The sequence below is a fragment of the Pseudomonas putida genome (assembly GCF_050989985.1).
GTDB lineage: Bacteria > Pseudomonadota > Gammaproteobacteria > Pseudomonadales > Pseudomonadaceae > Aquipseudomonas > Aquipseudomonas putida_AI.
Genome location: NZ_CP158815.1, coordinates 5,855,114 through 5,873,856 on the forward strand (window position 1 = coordinate 5,855,114; position 18,743 = coordinate 5,873,856).

Annotated in this window: 16 protein-coding genes; 5 read left to right on the top strand and 11 right to left on the bottom strand. The window is 58.7% G+C overall.

Features of this window, described 5'->3' with window-relative positions; genetic code table 11:
- The first annotated feature begins 40 nt into the window (after positions 1–40).
- Complete coding sequence (gene pta, locus ABTV29_RS26825) at positions 41–2,140, top strand: phosphate acetyltransferase (RefSeq protein ID WP_433767582.1); 2,100 nt, start codon at positions 41–43, stop codon at positions 2,138–2,140.
- A complete protein-coding gene (locus tag ABTV29_RS26830; protein WP_433767583.1) occupies positions 2,141–3,046 on the top strand; it encodes an acyltransferase in 906 nt (301 codons plus the stop codon).
- Positions 3,047–3,475: 429 nt separating this feature from the next.
- On the opposite strand, the gene ABTV29_RS26835 is transcribed toward ABTV29_RS26830, so the two are convergent.
- The 6 genes from ABTV29_RS26835 to ABTV29_RS26860 form a co-directional block, all read right to left on the bottom strand.
- Positions 3,476–4,282 carry a hypothetical protein gene (locus tag ABTV29_RS26835; RefSeq protein ID WP_433767584.1) on the bottom strand — a complete coding sequence of 269 codons (807 nt, stop codon included), beginning with the start codon at positions 4,280–4,282 and terminating at the stop codon, positions 3,476–3,478.
- A 3-nt stretch (positions 4,283–4,285) separates the two neighbouring features.
- Complete coding sequence (locus ABTV29_RS26840; protein WP_433767585.1) at positions 4,286–4,870, bottom strand: 2OG-Fe(II) oxygenase; 585 nt, start codon at positions 4,868–4,870, stop codon at positions 4,286–4,288.
- Positions 4,851–5,369, bottom strand: a complete 519-nt coding sequence (locus ABTV29_RS26845; protein WP_433767586.1) for a hypothetical protein — start codon at positions 5,367–5,369, stop codon at positions 4,851–4,853. Before ABTV29_RS26845 ends, ABTV29_RS26840 begins: the two co-directional genes overlap by 20 nt.
- Positions 5,370–5,740: 371 nt before the next feature.
- Complete coding sequence (gene cysN / locus ABTV29_RS26850; RefSeq protein WP_433767587.1) at positions 5,741–7,639, bottom strand: sulfate adenylyltransferase subunit CysN; 1,899 nt, start codon at positions 7,637–7,639, stop codon at positions 5,741–5,743.
- 9 nt (positions 7,640–7,648) lie between these two features.
- Entirely contained in the window at positions 7,649–8,566 is a 918-nt protein-coding gene (cysD, locus tag ABTV29_RS26855; protein ID WP_116580974.1) for a sulfate adenylyltransferase subunit CysD, read from the bottom strand.
- Positions 8,567–8,814: 248 nt separating this feature from the next.
- Positions 8,815–9,573: a Nif3-like dinuclear metal center hexameric protein gene (locus ABTV29_RS26860; RefSeq protein WP_433767588.1), complete on the bottom strand. Its 759-nt coding sequence runs from the start codon at positions 9,571–9,573 to the stop codon at positions 8,815–8,817.
- Between the two features lie 102 nt (positions 9,574–9,675).
- Here ABTV29_RS26860 and algW point away from each other — a divergent pair, with 102 nt between their 5' ends.
- The 3 genes from algW to ABTV29_RS26875 all read left to right on the top strand — a co-directional run bounded on the left by algW (position 9,676) and on the right by ABTV29_RS26875 (position 13,803).
- Complete coding sequence (gene algW / locus ABTV29_RS26865; RefSeq protein WP_433767589.1) at positions 9,676–10,836, top strand: Do family serine endopeptidase AlgW; 1,161 nt, start codon at positions 9,676–9,678, stop codon at positions 10,834–10,836.
- Between the two features lie 129 nt (positions 10,837–10,965).
- On the top strand, positions 10,966–13,071 hold the full coding sequence (locus ABTV29_RS26870) for a TonB-dependent siderophore receptor (RefSeq protein WP_433767590.1): 2,106 nt from the start codon (positions 10,966–10,968) through the stop codon (positions 13,069–13,071).
- 12 nt (positions 13,072–13,083) lie between these two features.
- On the top strand, positions 13,084–13,803 hold the full coding sequence (locus ABTV29_RS26875; protein WP_433767591.1) for a DUF4198 domain-containing protein: 720 nt from the start codon (positions 13,084–13,086) through the stop codon (positions 13,801–13,803).
- Positions 13,804–13,927: 124 nt separating this feature from the next.
- On the opposite strand, the gene hisC is transcribed toward ABTV29_RS26875, so the two are convergent.
- The 5 genes from hisC to ABTV29_RS26900 form a co-directional block, all read right to left on the bottom strand.
- Positions 13,928–14,980, bottom strand: a complete 1,053-nt coding sequence (gene hisC / locus ABTV29_RS26880) for a histidinol-phosphate transaminase (protein WP_433767592.1) — start codon at positions 14,978–14,980, stop codon at positions 13,928–13,930.
- Positions 14,981–14,982: 2 nt separating this feature from the next.
- Positions 14,983–16,320 carry a histidinol dehydrogenase gene (hisD, locus tag ABTV29_RS26885; protein ID WP_433767593.1) on the bottom strand — a complete coding sequence of 446 codons (1,338 nt, stop codon included), beginning with the start codon at positions 16,318–16,320 and terminating at the stop codon, positions 14,983–14,985.
- A gap of 125 nt (positions 16,321–16,445) precedes the next feature.
- Positions 16,446–17,081, bottom strand: coding sequence for an ATP phosphoribosyltransferase (gene hisG / locus ABTV29_RS26890; protein WP_110966372.1), 636 nt, complete (start codon positions 17,079–17,081; stop codon positions 16,446–16,448).
- Between the two features lie 129 nt (positions 17,082–17,210).
- On the bottom strand, positions 17,211–18,476 hold the full coding sequence (murA, locus tag ABTV29_RS26895) for a UDP-N-acetylglucosamine 1-carboxyvinyltransferase (RefSeq protein WP_433767594.1): 1,266 nt from the start codon (positions 18,474–18,476) through the stop codon (positions 17,211–17,213).
- A gap of 22 nt (positions 18,477–18,498) precedes the next feature.
- The gene (locus tag ABTV29_RS26900; protein ID WP_046052891.1) at positions 18,499–18,738 is read right to left on the bottom strand and encodes a BolA family protein; all 240 of its coding nucleotides are present in this window, start codon (positions 18,736–18,738) and stop codon (positions 18,499–18,501) included.
- Positions 18,739–18,743 lie beyond the last annotated feature (5 nt).

Here is an 18,743-nt window from a genome sequence, read left to right on the forward strand (position 1 = left end):
ATAGATGATCGCCACTGCCATGCACCTCCAGAGAATCCGCATGCAAACTTTTTTTATCGCACCCACCGATTTTGGCGTGGGTCTGACGTCCATCAGTCTCGGGCTGGTACGAACCCTGGAACGCGCCGGCCTCAAGGTCGGCTTCTTCAAACCGATTGCCCAGCCGCATCCAGGTGATACCGGCCCCGAACGCTCTACCGAACTGGTCGCCCGCACCCACGGCCTGAAGCCGCCACAACCGCTGGGCCTGGCCCATGTCGAGCGCATGCTCGGCGACGGTCAGCTGGACGAATTGCTCGAAGAGATCATTACCCTTTATCAACAGGCGGCCATCGGCAAGGACGTGCTGATCGTCGAAGGCATGGTGCCGACCCGCAGCGCCAGTTATGCCGCGCGGGTCAATCTGCATCTGGCCAAGAGCCTGGATGCCGAAGTGATCCTGGTGTCGGCGCCGGAAAACGAAGTGCTGACCGAGCTGTCCGGGCGCGTGGAGTTGCAGGCGCAATTGTTCGGCGGGCCGAAAGATCCGAAGGTTCTCGGCGTGATCCTGAACAAGGTCAAGACCGACGAGAGCATGGATGCCTTCGCCGCGCGCCTGAAAGAACATTCGCCGCTGCTGCGCAGTGGCGACTTCCGCCTGCTGGGCTGCATCCCGTACCAGCCGGAACTGAACGCCCCGCGCACCCGCGACGTGGCCGACCTGATGGGTGCCCAGGTGCTCAATGCCGGCGATTATGAAACCCGGCGCATGACCAAGATCATCATTTGCGCACGCACCATGCGCAACACCGTGGAGCTGCTCAAGCCCGGCGTGTTGGTGGTAACCCCCGGCGATCGCGACGACATCATCCTCGCCGTCAGCCTCGCGGCCATCAACGGCGTGCCCCTGGCGGGCCTGCTGCTGACCAGCGACACCCTGCCCGACCCGCGCATCATGGAGCTCTGCCGAGGCGCCTTGCAGGCAGGTCTGCCGGTGCTGTCGGTGAGCACCGGCTCCTACGACACCGCCAACCTGCTGAATGGCTTGAACAAGGAAATCCCGATCGACGACCGCGAGCGCGCGGAGATCATCACCGACTTCGTCGCCGGCTATCTGGACGCCGACTGGCTGCACCAACGCTGCGGCACGCCACGGGAAATGCGCCTGTCGCCGGCGGTGTTCCGCTATCAATTGATCCAGCGCGCCCAGAACGCCAACAAACGCATCGTCCTGCCCGAAGGCAGCGAGCCGCTGACCGTACAGGCCGCTGCCATCTGCCAGGCTCGGGGCATCGCCCGCTGTGTGTTGCTGGCCAAACCGGCGGACGTCGAAGCGGTCGCTCGCGCCCAGGGTATTGAGCTGCCGGCGGGGCTGGAAATCCTCGACCCGGACCTGATCCGCGAGCGCTATGTCGAGCCGATGGTTGCCCTGCGCAAGACCAAGAGCCTCAACGCGCCGATGGCCGAGCAGCAACTGGAAGATCCCGTGGTGATTGGCACCATGATGCTGGCGCTGGATGAGGTCGATGGCCTGGTGTCCGGGGTCATTCACTCCACGGCCAATACCATCCGCCCGGCCCTGCAACTGATCAAGACCGCGCCAGGCTGCACCCTGGTGTCGTCGGTGTTCTTCATGCTGTTTCCCGAAGAGGTGCTGGTCTACGGCGACTGCGTGATGAACCCGCACCCGAGCGCCAGCGAACTGGCCGAGATTGCGCTGCAAAGTGCCGATTCGGCGGCGGCATTCGGCATCACGCCGCGGGTGGCGATGATCAGCTATTCCAGCGGTGAGTCGGCTTCGGGTGAAGAAGTCGAGAAGGTCCGCGAAGCGACGTTGCTCGCCCATGAACAGCAACGCACGCTGCTGATCGACGGCCCGTTGCAGTACGACGCCGCCGCCAACGAAACCGTGGCCCGGCAACTGGCGCCGAACAGCCAGGTGGCCGGTCGCGCCACGGTGTTCGTGTTCCCCGACCTCAACACCGGCAACACCACGCACAAGGCCGTGCAGCGCAGCGCCGATTGCGTCAGCCTCGGGCCAATGCTGCAAGGCCTGCGCAAACCGGTGAACGACTTGCCGCGCGGTGCGCAGGTCGATGACATCGTCTACACCATCGCGTTGACCGCGATCCAGGCAGCCAACCGACCTATGGATGTTTAAATGCTGGACTTTCTACCTGCACCGGTGCGCGGTGTCATCGCTTCGCTGCTGTTGGCGTTGAACACGATTCTGCTCTGCTCGTTCCTGTTCTGTGTGGCGCTGGTCAAGGCTTTGCCGTTCGCCCTGACCCAGCGCATTGCCGGCTGGCTGATGAGCCACACTCACGAAGCCTGGATCAGCCTCAACAAGGGCTGGATGAACCTGGTTCGCCGCACCCGCTGGCACATCAGCGGCCTGCACGGCCTCGACTATCGGCACTCCTATTTGATCACCAGTAACCACCAGAGCTGGGTCGACATTCTGGTGCTGCAATACGTGCTCAACCGACGCATCCAGCCGCTGAAGTTCTTTCTCAAGCAGGAACTGATCTGGGTGCCGGTGATCGGGCTCGCGTGGTGGGCATTGGGCTTTCCGTTCATGAAGCGCTACTCCAAGGCGTACCTGGAAAAGCACCCGGAAAAGAAAGGCAAGGACCTGGAAACCACCCGCAAGACCTGCGCGAAGTTTCGCGACAACCCGGTCGGCATTTTCAACTTCGTCGAAGGCACGCGCTTTACGAAGGGCAAGCACGCGCAGCAGCAGTCACCGTTCAAGTACCTGCTCAAACCCAAGGCCGGCGGTATTGCCTTTGTGTTGGATGCGATGGGCGAACAGCTGGAATCGATCGTCAACGTGACCATTCACTACCCGGCCGGACGCCCCGGTTTCTGGGACCTGCTGTGCGGGAACGTGAAGGATGTGGCGGTGCACTTCGAAGAGCTGAAGATTCCGCCGCAATTCATCGGCAAGAACTACGACCAGGACGGTGAGTACCGCTTGCAGTTCCAGGGCTGGATCAATCAGATGTGGCAGGACAAGGATGCGTTGCTCGAACAGATGCATCGCGAATATCCAGGCAAACGGTGATCCCCTGTAGGAGCGAGCCTGCTCGCGATGGCGGTCGTACATTCAGAGTTTTTGTCGACTGATCCACCGCTATCGCGAGCAGGCTCACTCCTACAGTTGACCGAGTTGGCCAAAAACAAAAACCCGCCGATGATCACTCATCGGCGGGTTTCTTTTTTCCAGCTAACGCTTAGATCGCGCCGCGTTTACGCAGCAGATCCAGCACTTTCTTGACGCCTTCTTCCAGCGACACCAACCGCCAGTGAGTCGTTGAAAATCAGCGTTAGTTGCATACCGGGCTATTACGAGCCAAGCCTGACAGGCGCACACAAGCGCAATCCAAATCCAGCCTCACTTGACTTAGCTGTTAAAGGATTCTTATAACTGGTCTGGCAGATTTCACATCAGAGAACAAAAATTTAATAATAGACAATCTATATACGCGACTCGCTACACATAACCATCACTTCCACTAGTACAGCAGCCATACTCATCACCGTTATCGTCAGCGCTATTATTTGGATCACCGAACTCAAGAGGACCAATGGTGATTACTGGGACTATATCAGGAGGAGGAGCAGTCGGAAGCACCGGATTTGTGGGAGGAATAAAACCAACGCCTGCACCATCTTCATTGGGAGCAGCCGCCGCAGAAAGCATCAACTCCCCTGTCTCAGATATCCAATTACAGGAAAGCATCTGATTGTTATACGCCGCCCGCAACGTATCTTTATGGACAATCCTCATATCGGGTGCGCAAGCATAGTCAAGATAGCTATCCGATGGATTTTCTCTAAAGAAGTCCGCTGCATTTTTGGTGATCGTTTTAAATGTCTCCGAATTGCGAATGGAATATAAACCAACACCTACGCTCACAATAGTGAGGCTAGCAACGACCACGGGTGGAGCAGCGACCAAGATTGCCATGGTTGCAATCACACCTGCAACATTGCCTAAAAGACTAAAAAAGTCATCAGCCTTTAATTCTGCCCCCTCCCTAATATCTATCCCAATTTTTAGAAATGTAATCGTACCCGCAACAATATTAGCAGGCATGCTAACAATCGGCACATAAGGACCTGCCAACTTAGTGACAGATGTCACGCTCGCTATTACAGCACCGGTTTGTGCCGTCTGACTCAAGAGCACCATCCCTGTACCGTTAACTATGAACTGATCCGATACTGCAGTCGCGCCCGAACCAACAGTTATACCATCATTCACTACTCCGACAATTATTTCAGCTTTCCCAGCCATACATCACTCCTTAATCACAGTTTTAAACGCAAGTGTCATTCTTACCTGATCACACTTCACTGACGGCGATCTCGCAGCGTGTGGAATCCTTCCATCGAAAATCACTATCCGGCGAGATTTTGGCAGTACAGCTTTAACAACATTTTCTTTATTATCATCATAAAAAACGAGCTCCCCTCCCCAAGATGTGGGCCAATGCTCGTTACAAAAAACAATTACTGTAAACCCAGGATGCGTCTTGTTATCGCGGTGAATAATCGTATCTTGCCCAAACGTCTGCCCATTCGCGTAAACGCCTAACAATGTTATGTTGAAACTATGTAAGCTTGATAGCCTCTTCCAGAGCTTTACGAGAAAACACCACGATTCATTGCTGCTCAACTCTTCTAAACAGGATTGCCGATCGGGGCGACCTTTACCCGCAATAAATACGTGCCAACAAGGCCTAACAAAGGGCAGTTCCTCATAATTCGGCCAGTTATACCTCCAGACGGCACCTTTTAGTTGCCGATTTATACTTTGCTCCTCTCCTTCCGTTAAGAAATCGTCAATCACATATATACTATTGTCAACCTGCTCGATCTTCATGCGCTATCCTTTTCGCAAAAAGCCTGTTCCAGATACCATTCCTAACAATCAACATGAGCAAATAGATGGACAATAGTAAAAATGTAAATAGCATGAAATAATTTGCAGTATTGTTGAGTTTTACCCACTGCAATATATTTTCACGATTTATCATAACTACTCCGCCCTCATCATAAACCCCCCAGATAAACTGTGTATTCCGTGAAGAATCCACAGCAACCAACAGCTTCCGTGACTTACTCAAGTCCAAGTGCCGAAGATCACGGTTTGAAGCTTCAATAATATAGTTATACGCACCATCATCGCGACCGACTCTCAGATGCAAATACGAAGTAGTTTTCGAAGCATCCGAAAGACCCCTATATATATACGCATCTTCCAACACTAACTTCCTTGGCACCAAGGGAACTTCTACTACTTTGCTAAAAAAATAGAAAACAGAAAAAGAAAACAACAAAAAAATAATTAGACAAAAAGCAGTTTCAGAGGTACCAGCCACATACCTCCTGGAAACCAATAACACTTTATTTCGCACACCTTACTCCCTGAGCGCAAATCAAAACCCATAGCCATACAAGAACTTATTTACTTATGAACAATTTGAAATACCTCTGAACTATCTCACTTCGACTACCAACAACACTATGCTCATTTACGAATCAATAAAACTTACCCATTTCCGGTAACTCTGTAGTCCTTTTCCCAAACGCTAGTGACTTTGGCATTGCACCACTTCAGATTTCCGGCTGCCTAGCCGGTGTGCATTGGGAGTACCAGCCAGAATGTGAGGCGACTGCAAGGGCTCTTCGCGGGCACAAAAAAACCCGCCGATGATCACTCATCGGCGGGTTTCTTTTTTCTGGCTGACGCTTAGATCGCGCCGCGTTTACGCAGCAGATCCAGCACTTGCTTGACGCCTTCTTCCAGCGACACGGACTGGGTGTCGATCACAAGGTCAGCATCCAGCGGCACATCGTACGGGAAGGATTCGCCCGGGATGTTATCCCCTGCCGCCGCGTACAGGCCTTGCGGGTCACGCTCGGCGCAGACCGCCGGCGAAGCCTGGACATAGACCGTCACCAGACGCTCCTTGCCGATCAGGTCCTTGGCCTGCTCACGACCTTCGGCACTTGGTGCAACGAAGGCTGCCAGGGTCAACAGACCGGCTTCGTTGAACTGACGCGCCACGTGCGCGGCACGACGCCAGTTCTCGGTACGCCCGGCGCGATCCTGTGGCAGACCTTTGTTCAGGTCGTGACGCAGGTTCTGGCCATCGAGCACAAAGACTGCACGCCCAAGGTCGAACAGCTTGCGCTCCACGGCATAGGCCAGGGTGGATTTGCCAGCGCCCGACAGGCCGCTGAACAACACGGTGGCTGGCTGCTGGCCGAAGCGCAGGGCGCGTTCTTCGGTGGCAACGTGAGCCAGTTTGCCGTGGTGGGTGCTGGTGCCATGCGCGACCGGTTGCGCGACGATCATGCCCGCACCAACGGTGCCGTTGGTCAAACGGTCGATGACGATGAATGCGCCGGTGGTGCGGTTGCTGTCGTAACCGTCGAGGGCAATCGGCGCGTCGAGCGCGATCTTGACCTTGCCGATTTCGTTCAACTGCAACGCGCTGGCCGGTGCTTCTTCCAGGGTGTTCACGTCGACCTTGTTGACGATGCTGGCAATGGAGCCCGGCACGTAACTGGTGGCGCGCTTGATGTCGTATTTCTTGCCCGGCAGCATCGGCTCTTCGGCCATCCACACCAGCATCGCTTCGAAGCTGTCGGTGACCGGCGGCACGTTGTCCGCGTGAACCAGCAGGTCGCCACGGGAGATGTCGATTTCGTCTTCCATGGTCAGCGTGACCGCCTGGCCAGGACCGGCGTGCTCCAGCTCACCTTCGAAGGTGACGATGGATTTCACGCGGCTGCTCTTGCCCGACGGCAGTACCACGACTTCGTCGCCTTTCTTGACGATGCCGCTGGCCAGGGTGCCGGCGAAACCGCGGAAGTTCAGGTTGGGACGGTTGACGTACTGCACCGGGAAACGCATGTCGGTGAAGTTGCGGTCGCCCGCCACTTCCACGGTCTCGAGAATTTCCATCAGCGACTGGCCGGTGTACCACGGCGAGCGCTCGGACTTGTTCACCACGTTGTCGCCCTTCAGTGCCGACATCGGCACGAAGTGCATGCTGGTCGGCTTGAGCTTCAAGCCTTCGGCGAACTTCAGGTAGTCGGCCTTGATCGACTCGAACACGCCCTGATCGAAGTCCTTGAGGTCCATCTTGTTGATGGCGACGACGATGTGCTTGATGCCCAGCAGGGAGGCGATGAAGCTGTGGCGACGGGTCTGGGTCTGCACGCCGTAACGGGCGTCGACCAGGATGATCGCCAGGTCACAGGTGGACGCACCGGTGGCCATGTTGCGGGTGTACTGCTCATGGCCGGGGGTGTCGGCAATGATGAATTTGCGCTTGGCGGTGGAGAAATAGCGGTAGGCGACATCGATGGTGATGCCTTGCTCACGCTCGGCCTGCAGGCCGTCGACCAGCAATGCCAGGTCGATGTCTTCGCCGGTGGTGCCGACTTTTTTCGAGTCGCGGGTGATCGCTTCCAGATGATCTTCGTAGATCATCTTGGAGTCGTGCAGCAGGCGCCCGATCAGGGTGCTCTTGCCGTCGTCGACGTTACCGCAGGTCAGAAAGCGCAGCAGCTCTTTACGTTCGTGCTGGCCCAGGTAGGCGAGGATGTCCTCGCTGATCAAATCAGATTGATGCGACATGACAGCCCCTTAGAAATAACCTTGACGTTTTTTGTCTTCCATCGAGCCTGCGCCATCGTGGTCGATGACACGGCCCTGGCGCTCGGAAGTTCGCGTCAGGAGCATTTCCTGAATGATGTCCGTGAGGCTTTCGGCCTCGGACTCCACCGCGCCCGTCAACGGGTAGCAGCCAAGGGTACGGAAACGCACTTTCTTTTTGACGATGCGGGCTTTGTCTTCATCGCTCAAGTGTTCGAGGATGCGCTCGTCGTCGATCATGATCAGGGTGCCGTTCTTCTCGATGACTTCACGCTCGGCGGCGAAGTACAGCGGCACGATCGGGATGCCTTCGAGGTAGATGTACTGCCAGATGTCCAGCTCGGTCCAGTTCGACAGCGGGAATACGCGGATCGACTCGCCCTTGTTGACCTTGCCGTTGTAGACGTTCCACAGCTCGGGACGCTGGTTTTTCGGATCCCAGCGGTGCTTGCTGTCGCGGAACGAGTACACGCGCTCCTTGGCGCGGGATTTCTCTTCATCGCGGCGCGCACCACCGAAGGCGGCGTCGAAACCATGCTTGTCCAGTGCCTGTTTCAGGCCTTCGGTCTTCATGATGTCGGTGTGCTTGGCACTGCCGTGGGTGAACGGGTTGATGTTCTGCGCCACACCGTCCGGGTTGATGTGGGTGATCAGGTCCAGGCCCAGCTCCGCAACCATCTTGTCGCGGAAGGCGTACATCTCCTGGAACTTCCAGCGAGTGTCGACGTGCATCACCGGAAACGGCAGCTTGCCGGGGAAGAAGGCCTTGCGTGCCAGGTGCAGCATCACGGCGGAGTCTTTACCGATGGAGTACAGCATCACCGGGTTATCAAACTCGGCGGCCACCTCGCGGATGATGTGGATGCTTTCCGCCTCCAGCTGTTTCAGATGCGTCAGTTTGTCGACCATGGCTACTCACGAAATCTTTCTTATGAACGGCCAGCGGGCCGTGTTCGAGCGGGGATCCTAGCACAGCGGCCCGCTTCTAATCAGGGCGCTGGCTAGATCGAAAGGGTATATGAATATGCCTGCCTGTTTGGCCAGCAGAGGTCCCTGTGGGAGCGAGCCTGCTCGCGAAAGCGGCGGGTCAGCCCTATTGATGTCGCCTGACACGACGTCTTCGCGAGCAGGCTCGCTCCCACAGGGGTTGGGGGGATTCAAATTGGATTCGGGCAATCGATGAAGATGTGCTCGAGGGCAAAGCGTCGCGCCAGGTAATCACCCAGCGCCTGAACACCATAGCGCTCGGTGGCATGGTGACCGGCGGCGATGAAACTGATGTCGTTTTCCCGGGCGCTGTGGAAGGTTTGTTCCGAGGCTTCGCCGCTGAGGTACAGATCGACACCGGCCAGGACTGCCTGATCGATGTAGCCCTGGCCGCCGCCGGTGCACCAGCCGACGCGACGGATCATCGCGCTGCCCTCGATGACCAGAGGTTCGCGTCCCATGACTTCCTGCACGCGCCGGGCGAAATCCCGAGGCGTTACCGGCTCGTTCAGCGACCCCACCAGACCGACGATTTTCAGGTTGTCGGGATCCAGCGGCCCTTCGACGGTGATGTCGAGCTGACGCGCCAGCTGTACGTTATTGCCGACATCCGGGTGCAGATCCAGCGGCAGGTGATACGCCAGCAGGCTGATGTCGTGCTTGAGCAGGGTCTTCAACCGGCGCTGCTTCATGCCGGTGATGCACGGGTTTTCACCCTTCCAGAAATAACCATGGTGCACCAGCACCAAATCGGCATTGGCCTCCACGGCGGCATCGAGCAAAGCCTGGCTGGCAGTGACGCCACTGACAATGCGCATCACTTGCGGCCGACCTTCGACCTGCAGGCCGTTGGGGCAGTAATCGGCGATCCTTGCACTGTTGAGGTAACGGTCGGCTTCTTCGACGAGTGTGCTCAGGGCGACGGCCATAAAAGACTCCTAAATATCCCGTTCAGAGGCACGCGCGGCCTCGTATAATGCGCGACATTATGGGCGGTCCCCAACCGCCTGCAACCTCTCAGGACGTGCTTAATGCTCAAGGCGCTGCGTTTTTCCGGCTGGCCGTTGTTGGCCGGCGTGCTTGTCGCTCTGTTAATCATCCAGCGTTACCCGCAGTGGGTCGGGCTTCCGAGCCTCGACGTCAATCTGCAACAAGCCCCGCAAACCACCAGCATGCAGCAAGGCCCAGTGTCCTATGCCGACGCGGTGACAACCGCCGCGCCATCGGTGGTGAACCTGTACACCACCAAAGTCATCAGCAAGCCCAGCCATCCGCTGTTTGAAGATCCGCAGTTCCGTCGTTTCTTCGGCGACAACTCGCCCAAGCAGAAGCGCATGGAATCGAGCCTGGGCTCCGGCGTGATCATGAGCCCGGAAGGCTACATCCTGACCAACAACCATGTGACCAGCGGCGCCGACCAGATTGTGGTGGCGCTCAAGGATGGTCGTGAAACCCTGGCCCGGGTGATCGGCAGCGACCCGGAAACCGATCTCGCGGTATTGAAGATCGACCTGAAGAATCTTCCCGCGATCACGGTCGGCCGCTCCGACAACATCCGCATCGGCGACGTTGCGCTGGCCATCGGCAACCCCTTCGGTGTCGGCCAGACGGTGACCATGGGCATCATCAGCGCCACCGGCCGCAATCAACTGGGCCTGAACAACTACGAAGACTTCATTCAAACCGACGCCGCGATCAACCCCGGCAACTCCGGTGGTGCGCTGGTGGACGCCATCGGCAACCTGACTGGCATCAACACCGCGATCTTCTCCAAGTCCGGCGGCTCCCAGGGCATCGGTTTCGCCATCCCGGTCAAACTGGCCATGGAAGTGATGAAGTCCATCATCGAGCACGGCCAGGTGATTCGTGGCTGGCTGGGCATCGAAGTGCAGCCGTTGAGCCAGGAATTGGCTGAGTCCTTTGGCTTGTCGGGGCGTCCGGGCATCGTTGTCGCCGGGATTTTCCGCGACGGCCCGGCACAGAAAGCCGGCCTGCAATTGGGCGATGTGATCCTCAGCATCGATGGCGAGCCAGCGGGTGATGGTCGCCGCTCGATGAACCAGGTGGCACGGATCAAACCGACCGACAAGGTCACGATTCAGGTCATGCGCAACGGCAAGGAACTCAAGCTCACAGCGGAAATCGGCCTGCGTCCGCCACCCGCACCGGTGAAGGAAAAAGAAGAAGAGTAACGGTAGAAGCTGCCCCAGGCCGCGATCTTTAGCGGTACGGGCAGCATCACAGCGACAAAATCGTTAACAGCAGACATTCTCATTAGTCATGTTATATTGTTTCAATTACTGCAATTGGAACAACATAACATGTCGTCTCGAAAAAAGGCCTCCCTCGCCAGTATCGCCTTCGGCCTGCTGGGGAGCCCGGTCTTCGCCGAAGAATCCCGGACCCTCGAACTGGGCGCCATCAGCGTCACTTCCGACTACCAATCCCCCACCGATCCCGTCGATGGCTATCGCGCGATCCGCTCCTCCAGCGCGACCAAAACCGACACGGCCATTCGCGACATTCCACAATCGATCAGCGTGGTGCCCGTCAGCGTGCTCAATGATCTGGGCAGCAATAGCGTCGAGCGCGCCCTGGATTTCGCCGGCGGTGTATCGAAACAGAACAACTTCGGCGGCCTGACACTTTACGAATACAGCGTGCGCGGCTTCACCACCTCGGAATTCTACAAGGATGGCTTCAGCGCCAATCGCGGGTATCCGAGCACGCCGGACGTGGCCAACATCGAGCGCATAGAAGTGCTCAAGGGGCCCGCCGCCAGTCTTTATGGCCGAGGCGATCCAGGTGGAACGGTGAACATCGTCACCAAAAAACCTCAACCCGAAGCCTTTGCCACCCTGCAAACCAGCGCCGGCAGCTGGGATCGCTATCGCACGGCACTGGACGTCAATACGCCTCTGGATGACAACGGAGATGTGCTGTCGCGGGTCAACCTGGCGGTCGAGGACAACCACAACTTCCGCGATCACGTCGACAGTCAGCGGCTGTTCATCGCACCTTCGTTCAGCTGGCAGCTCAACCCCGACACGCATGTGCTGGTGGAAAGCGAATTCGTCCGGCACAGCTCGACATTCGACCGAGGCATCGTTGCACCGAACAACCGGTGGAGCGGTGTCTCTCGCTCGACCTTTCTCGGCGAGCCCGACGACGGCGACATCGACAACCACAACAACCTGCTGCAGGCCGTGCTCGAACATCAGCTCAACGACCTTTGGCAACTGCGCCTGGCCAGCCACTACAAGGAAGGCAAGCTCTGGGGCTTCGCCTCCGAACAGCGCGCGCTGAATGCCGATGGCCACACGGTCAACCGTCGTTACCGCGAGCGCGACAACAACTGGCACGACAGCATTACCCAGCTCGAACTGCGCGGCTTTTTCGACCTTGGCAGTTGGCAGCACGAACTGCTGATCGGCAGCGAGTACGAAAACTATCGCAAGGACGAGCGAGTCACGACCATCGCTGGCGGTCCCTACCCCATCGACATTTATCAGCCGGTCTACGGCCAGCCGAAACCCGACGGCGCACGCTCCGGAACAGACTTTCTCGAACATGTCGAAAGCCATGCACTGAACCTGCAGGACCAGATCATCTTCACCGACAAGTTGCGAGGCATGCTCGGTGCGCGCATCGAACAGTTCGAGCAGCGCATCGACGATCATACCCGCGGTACCACCAGCGGCCAGCGTCACGACGCCCTCACCCACCGAGCCGGCCTGCTCTACCAACTGACACCCGACGTCGGCCTGTTCGCCAATGCTTCCACCTCGTTCAAACCCAACAACGGCCTGGACGCCGCCGGCAAATCCTTCGACCCGGAAGAAGGCGTCGGCTATGAAATCGGCATCAAGAGCGAGCTGTTCGACGAGCGCTTGAGCAGCACCCTCGCCGCCTTTCATATCGAAAAGGAAAACGTCCTTGCCGTCGATCCGGCCACCGATACCAGCCGTGCCATGGGCAAGGCGCGCAGTCGCGGCTTCGACCTGCAAGTCGCCGGGCAAATCAGCGATGCGGTCCGGGTGATCGGCGCTTTCGCCTACATCGATGCCGAGGTCACCCAGGGTGACCAGGTCATTCCCACCGGCAGCCGAATTCTCGGCGTGGCCAGACGCAGCGGGAGCCTGTTGGGGGTTTATGAGTTTCAGGACGGCCGCTGGCGTGGTTCGGATGTCGGTGCCGCGTTCACCTATGTCGGAGATCGCTCGGGTGAAGCCGGCGGCGACTTCGAGTTACCGGCCTACCACACCGTCGACCTGCTGGGTCATTACAAGGCCACTAACCACCTTACCGTCGGCCTGAACCTGAACAACGTTTTCGACGAGAAATATTTCGAGCGCTCGTACAGCAACTACTGGGTCAACCCGGGCGAGCCGCGCAACTTCACCGTCAGCCTGACACTCACTCTGTAAAAGGACGTCTCCATGCACTCTCTCAAACCCCTGGCCCTGCTCGGCTTGCTGTTCGCCACTGAAGTCTCGGCCCACGGCCTGTGGACAGAACAACGCCGCGGCAACATCGAAGTAATTTATGGCCACGGCGCCGAAGACAATGCCTTCAAGGCCCGGAAAATCAGCGGTGCCTGGGCCTATGACACGAGCGGCAAAATGATCCCGGTGACGGTCCAGCGCCTGGTCGATCACGCCCGCCTGCAACCGCTCAAACCACCCGCCGTCATCGCCGTGGCACTGAACAACGGCATGTGGTCGCAAACTGCCGATAAAAAGTGGATCAACGAGGGACGCAGCAAAGTGCCCGGGGCCATCGAATCAACGGAGACGTTCAAGTACAGCCTGGCGATTTATCAGCCGGGGGCGAAGCTGCCGAAACTCGATCAGATCAAGTTGCTGATCCTGCCGGAGGTCGATCCACTGACTGTCGGGCCGGGGCAGTCGTTGCCGGTTCGAGTGCTACTGGATGGCAAGCCGGCGGCGGGAGTGAAGCTGGTTGGCGACTATCGCAACGCGCCGAATACCCTGACCACTGAAACCGGTGCGGACGGGCGAGCGCAGGTGCTGGTGCGTAATGAAGGGTTGAATGTGATTGCGGCGCAGGTGGAAGTGCCGGTGAAGGACAGTGCGGATGTGAGCAGTCGGGGGCTGTTCAGTTCGCTGACGTTCGTGGGCGAGCCGCATCGCGAATAGCCTGGAAAAAACTCAGCCATGTGGGAGCGAGCTTGCTCGCGATAGCGGTGTGACATTCAGCGAAAATTCCGAATGTTACGCCCTCATCGCGAGCAAGCTCGCTCCCACAGGACCGGGGGATGGATTAGAGATCGCCAAGCCCTTCGATCAGTGCCTGATTCTGCTCCGGCGTACCAATCGAAATCCGCAAGAACTGCGCAATCCGCTCCTGCTTGAAGTGCCGGACAATCACGCCCTGCTCGCGCAACTTCGCCGCCACGCCCGCCGCATCATGCTGCGGGTGACGGGCAAAAATGAAGTTCGCCGCCGACGGCAGCACTTCAAAGCCCTTGGCCTGCAACTGCGCGGTCACCCACTCGCGATTCTCGATCACCAACCGGCAGGTCTTGTCGAAATACTCGCGGTCCTCGAACGCTGCTGCCGCACCGACATTCGCCATGCGATCGATCGGATAGGAGTTGAAGCTATTCTTGATTCGCTCCAGCGCCTCGATCAGGTCCGGGTGCCCCACCGCCAGGCCAACCCGCAGCCCAGCCAGCGAACGGGATTTGGACAGGGTCTGGGTCACCAGCAGGTTCGGGTAACGATCCACCAGGCTGATCGCCGTTTCGCCGCCGAAGTCGATGTAAGCCTCGTCCACCACGACGACCGAATCCGGGCTGGCCTTGACGATCTGCTCCACGGCCTCCAGCGCCAGCAGGCAGCCGGTCGGGGCGTTCGGGTTGGGGAAAATGATCCCGCCGTTAGGTTTGGCGTAGTCCGCCGGATTGATCTGGAAGTGCTCGTCCAGCGGCACGGCATCGAAGTTGATGCCGTACAAGCCGGCGTAAACCGGATAGAAGCTGTAGCTGATATCCGGGAACAGCAGCGGCTTATCGTGCTGCAGCAAGCCGTGGAAAACATGTGCCAGGACTTCGTCGGAACCGTTGCCGAGGAACACCTGATTGGTCTTCACGCCGTAATAATTGGCGACGGCGTTCTTCAGCAGATCACTGTTCGGGTCCGGGTACAGGCGCAGGTTGTCGTTCAGTTCGGTCTGCATCGCGGCCAATGCCTTGGGCGACGGGCCGTATGGGTTTTCGTTGGTGTTGAGCTTCACCAGTTTCGCCAGTTTCGGCTGCTCGCCCGGCACGTACGGCACCAGGTTCTTGACGAAAGGGCTCCAGAATTTACTCATGCTCAGTTCCCCTGCCCTTGTGCAAAGTCTTTATCAAGAATGCGGTATTCGGCGCTGCGCGCGTGGGCACTCAGCGATTCGCCGCGGGCCAGCACCGAGGCGGTCTTGCCCAGTTCCGATGCACCCTGCTCGGAACAGAAGATGATCGACGAGCGCTTCTGGAAGTCGTACACACCCAGCGGCGACGAGAACCGTGCGGTGCCGGAAGTTGGCAACACGTGGTTGGGGCCTGCGCAGTAGTCGCCCAGGGCTTCGGAGGTGTGGCGCCCCATGAAGATTGCGCCGGCGTGGCGGATCTGCGGCAACCAGGCGTGCGGATCGGCGACCGACAACTCCAGGTGCTCCGGTGCGATGCGATTGGCGACTTCGATGGCCTGTTGCATGTCACGCACCTGGATCAGCGCGCCACGGCCGTTGATCGAGGTTTCGATGATGGTGGCGCGATCCATGGTCGGCAGCAGTTTGGCGATGCTGGCGGCCACCTTGTCAAGAAAAGCGGCGTCCGGGCTGACCAGAATCGCCTGAGCGTCTTCGTCGTGCTCGGCCTGCGAGAACAGGTCCATGGCAATCCAGTCCGGATCGGTCTGGCCGTCACACACCACAAGGATCTCCGAGGGACCGGCGATCATGTCGATACCGACCTGGCCAAATACGTGACGCTTGGCCGTGGCGACATAGATGTTGCCCGGACCGACCACCTTGTCGACCTGCGGAACGCTTTCGGTACCGTAGGCCAATGCAGCCACGGCCTGGGCGCCACCGATGGTGAACACGCGGTCGACGCCGGCGATGCAGGCGGCGGCCAGTACCAGTTCATTGACTTCACCGCGTGGCGTCGGCACCACCATGACCACTTCGGTCACACCGGCAACCTTGGCCGGAATCGCGTTCATCAGAACCGACGACGGGTACGACGCCTTGCCGCCCGGCACGTACAAGCCGGCGCGGTCCAGTGGCGTGACCTTCTGGCCCAGCACCGTGCCGTCGGCTTCGGTATAGCTCCAGGAATCCTGTTTCTGCTTTTCGTGGTAGCTGCGCACACGGGACGCGGCTTTTTCCAGGGCTTCGCGCTGCGCGACGGTGATCCGGGTCAGTGCCAGCTCAAGGCGTTCGCGCGGCAGGATCAGATCGGCCATGGACTTCACGTCCAGGCCGTCGAACTGACGGGTGAAATCCACCAGCGCCGCATCGCCACGCTCGCGCACGGCCTTGATGATGTCCAGCACTCGCTGATTGACCGAGTCGTCAGACACACTTTCCCAGCTCAGCAGATGATCCAGATGATGCGCGAAATCCGGGTCAGCAGCGTTGAGTCGGCGAATTGCAGTCGGTGCGGTCATAGCGAGAGCCTCATAGGATTGGCAAAAAACTCAGGCGCCCGAAGCTAACATTCGATCCGCTTGGGCACCTGAGAATTCTGGCTATGAGGCGGATAGACGGCGCGCCTTGCGGGCGCGCAGGTGAATCAGCCGCGGTGTCGAGACTCCACTGCCTTGCGCAGGGTGTCGATCAACGCCTGGATGCGGGCGTGTTGCATTTTCATCGAAGCCTTGTTGACGATCAGCCGGGAGCTGATTGCCGCGATGAAGTCCTGTGGCTCCAGGCCGTTGGCCCGCAGCGTGTTACCGGTGTCGACCACGTCGATGATCTTGTCGGCCAGGCCGATCAGCGGTGCCAGTTCCATCGAGCCGTACAGCTTGATGATATCGACCTGACGGCCCTGTTCGGCGTAGTAACGCTTGGCGACATTGACGAACTTGGTGGCGATGCGCAGACGGCCCTTGGGCTCGACCGCGCCGACCTTGCCGGCGGTCATCAGCTTGCACTTGGCAATCTGCAGGTCCAGAGGCTCGTACAGGCCCTGACCACCAAATTCCATCAGCACGTCTTTGCCGGCGACACCCAGGTCGGCGGCGCCATGCTCGACATAGGTCGGCACGTCGGTGGCACGCACGATCAACAGGCGTACATCTTCCTGGGTCGTGGGGATGATCAGCTTGCGGCTCTTGTCCGGATTCTCGGTCGGCACGATGCCCGCTTCAGCCAGAAGCGGCAGGGTGTCGTCAAGGATGCGGCCCTTGGACAGTGCGATAGTCAGCATGGGAAACGTCAGCCCTTAATCAGGAATCTTATGCCCGGTCACAATCGGCGCCGGACACGCATCGAGCCGGAAACCGGCTCGACTTGAAGCAAAATCAACAGGCACGTCCATGTGCCGATGAAGCAGAAACTAGCCCGGAACGCGACGGATCTTGGCGCCCAGCATCTGCAGTTTCTCTTCGATGCACTCGTAACCACGGTCGATGTGGTAGATGCGGTCGATCAGGGTGTCGCCGTCAGCAACCAGTGCCGAAATCACCAGGCTGGCCGAAGCACGCAGGTCGGTGGCCATCACTGGCGCGCCCTTGAGCTTTTCGGTACCGGTAACGATGGCGGTGTTGCCTTCGACCTGGATCTTGGCGCCCATGCGGTGCAGTTCGTAAACGTGCATGAAACGGTTTTCGAAGATCGTCTCGATCACAGCACCGGTGCCTTCGGCAATGGCGTTGAGGGAGATGAACTGTGCCTGCATGTCGGTCGGGAACGCCGGGTACGGAGCGGTCCGCACGTTGACGGCTTTGGGCCGCTTGCCGTGCATATTCAGCTCGATCCAGTCTTCGCCGGTGTTGATTTCGGCGCCCGATTCGCGAAGCTTTTCCAGAACCGCTTCGAGGATGGTCGGATCGGTGTCCTTGACCTTCACGCGACCGCCGGTCACGGCTGCCGCAACGAGGTAGGTGCCGGTTTCGATACGGTCAGGCATCACCTTGAAGGTGGTGGTATGCAGACGCTCGACGCCATCGATGGTGATGGTGTCGGTGCCAGCGCCGGAAACCTTGGCGCCCATGGCGTTCAGGAAGTTCGCCAGGTCGACCACTTCAGGCTCGCGCGCGGCGTTTGCCAGGACGCTACGACCCTTGGCCAGTGCAGCGGCCATCATGATGTTTTCGGTACCGGTCACACTGACGGTGTCGAAGAAGAAGTGCGCACCGCGCAGGCCGCCTTCAGGAGCCTTGGCCTTGATGTAGCCGCCTTCGACGTCGATGACCGCACCCATGGCTTCCAGGCCGCGGATGTGCAGGTCAACCGGACGCGAACCGATAGCGCAACCGCCAGGCAGCGCCACTTCGGCTTCGCCGAAACGGGCAACCATCGGGCCCAGTACCAGGATCGACGCACGCATGGTTTTAACCAGTTCGTACGGAGCGACCAGGGTCTTGATGGTGCGCGGGTCGATTTCGACGGCGAGTTTCTCGTCGATCACCGGCTCGATGCCCATGCGACCGAACAGCTCGATCATGGTGGTGATGTCGTGCAGGTGCGGCAGGTTGGCAACGGTCACCGGCCCATCGCACAGCAGCGTGGCGGCCAGGATCGGCAGGGCAGAGTTCTTTGCCCCGGAGATGCGGATTTCGCCGTCAAGGCGAGCTCCGCCAGTAATAATCAATTTATCCATAAGAATCTCGACGCCCTTGGGCTCAGGTGCGCTCGGCCCAGGCCGCGCTGCTGAAAAATTTCATAGTGACCGCATGGATGCTGCCATCGGTGATCCATGGGTTCAAATGGGCATAGATCTGCTGCTGACGCTTGACCGGGCTCAATGCCGCCAGTTCATCGCTAATCACGTTCAGCTGGAAATTGCAGCCTTCGCCTTCAACTTCCACCTGAGTTCCTGGCAGCTTTCCTTCAAGGAAGCTTTTCACTTCTACGGCCTGCATGCTCA